This window comes from Streptomyces sp. NPDC058001 (assembly GCF_042886315.1).
GTDB lineage: Bacteria > Actinomycetota > Actinomycetes > Streptomycetales > Streptomycetaceae > Streptomyces.
In genome coordinates this window covers 1-1,674 of record NZ_JBHVQT010000037.1, presented here as the reverse complement: position 1 = coordinate 1,674, position 1,674 = coordinate 1, and the positions used below count along the sequence as shown (strand labels likewise).

1 protein-coding gene is annotated in these 1,674 nt (G+C 69.5%); it reads right to left on the bottom strand.

The window, feature by feature from the left end:
* Positions 1 to 172: 172 nt before the first annotated feature.
* Positions 173 to 1,552, bottom strand: coding sequence for an IS1380 family transposase (locus tag ACFVT5_RS43255; RefSeq protein WP_389899738.1), 1,380 nt, complete (start codon positions 1,550 to 1,552; stop codon positions 173 to 175).
* Positions 1,553 to 1,674 lie beyond the last annotated feature (122 nt).

Here is a 1,674-nt window from a genome sequence, read left to right as displayed (position 1 = left end):
CCTCGATCATTCATGAGTCCTCGTCAGCTTGCTGACGGGGACTCTGCGTCTGTGTGGTGGGGACTTTTCGGGGCTGGGGCAGGCTGAGGGCCCGGCTGTCGCGCCGGGTCGGCGCCGGGTTCCACTTCGCCGGTGTGGTGGGGCGGGTTGTTGGGACGGTCGAAGTGGCTGGTCAGTCGGGGTGTGGCAGGCTCTGCAGCCGGTCGATTGCCCGGGTGATGACATCGGTCCAGGGCCATCGGGCGGGCAGACGCAGCCAGCGGCGGCGGCCGGTGGTGATGAGTTGGGCGGCGGCGGAGAACAGTCTCAGGCGGAGCTTCTTGGGTTCCCAGCGGCGGGTGGTGCCGGTCAGGGCGAGCATCGGCATCCAGGCGAGGAGGTCGAGTGCGAGGGAGGCGATCTCCAGCCAGATGCGGTTCTGGGCGGTGTCGTGCAGGGGCAGGTTGCGCAGGCCGGTGTCGCGGGCATTGCGGATGCGGTCCTCGCAGCGGGCCCGCCTGCGGTGACGCAGTTCGAGGGCGGCGAGCTGGTCGCCCTTGGTGTTGGTGGCGAAACAGGTCAGCCGCAGTCCGTCGAGGTCGGTGAAGCGCAACTGGGCGCCGGGGTGCGGCCTTTCCTTGCGGACGACCAGCCTCATGCCTTTCGGCCAGGTGCTCAGGTCGGGCATGTCGGTGATCTCCGCGACCCAGGCGCCGGGCCGCTCGGTGCCGCCCGCGTCGTAGGCCGGTGTCCACGCTTTCTTCGGGATCTTCAGCACGGCCTGGTGAATGGCGTCGGTGATGGTCATTCCGACGGAATACGACAGCCACCGGCCGCGGCGGGAGAGCCAGTTGAGGAAGGCGTGGGTGCCGCCGGCCGAGTCGGTGCGGATCAGCGTCTGCCGTCCCCGCCGCAGGTGTCCGGGCAGCTGAGCCAGAGCGAGTTGGGTGATTTCGATGTGGTCGGCGGCGGTGTTGGAGCCCGCGTTGCCGGGCCGCAGCAGCGCGGCCACCGGCTCCCCGGACCCGGTCTGGCCGTGGTCGACGAACGCGACGAGCGGGTGATGGCCGTAGGTCTTCTTCCAGGTCGCGGTGGCGTCCTGCTTCTCGGAGTGCGCGAGGACCAGCACTCCGTCGATGTCCACGATCACGCCGCCGTCGGCGGCCGGACTGTTCGCCCCGGCCAGTTCCCAGACCCGCGTGCGTACTTCGGCTCGTGCCGACCGGATCGCGGTGAGAGCCTTCGGACCTGCTGCGGCGAGGACATCGACGAAACGGGAGACCGTCGGATCGGAGGCCACCGGGCCGAACACGTCCGGCTCGGCCCGCAGCATGCCCACGTCGGCCAGGCAGTCGCCGCCGAGGGCGACGGCCAGGGCCACGTCCAGCAGGATCTTGCCCGGACCGTGCACCGTCCGCGGCTTGCGCCACGGCGCCAGAGCCGCCGATATCGCGGTGTCCAGGCCCGACTTGCGCACCGTCTCGACCAGCAGCACCGCCCCGGCCTGGGAGACCGCCCCACGGCCGCCGCCCTCGACACGAACACGCGGATACGACCCGCTACTCTTCTTCACCTGGAGAGTGCTTCTTTCCTCGCAGCTGACAGGACCCTCGATAAGTCCCATCGTTGCAGGTCAGCAGCACTCTCCGCTTATTTGATCAAGACCCGGACAGGCCCACTCACGAAAGCGCGAGG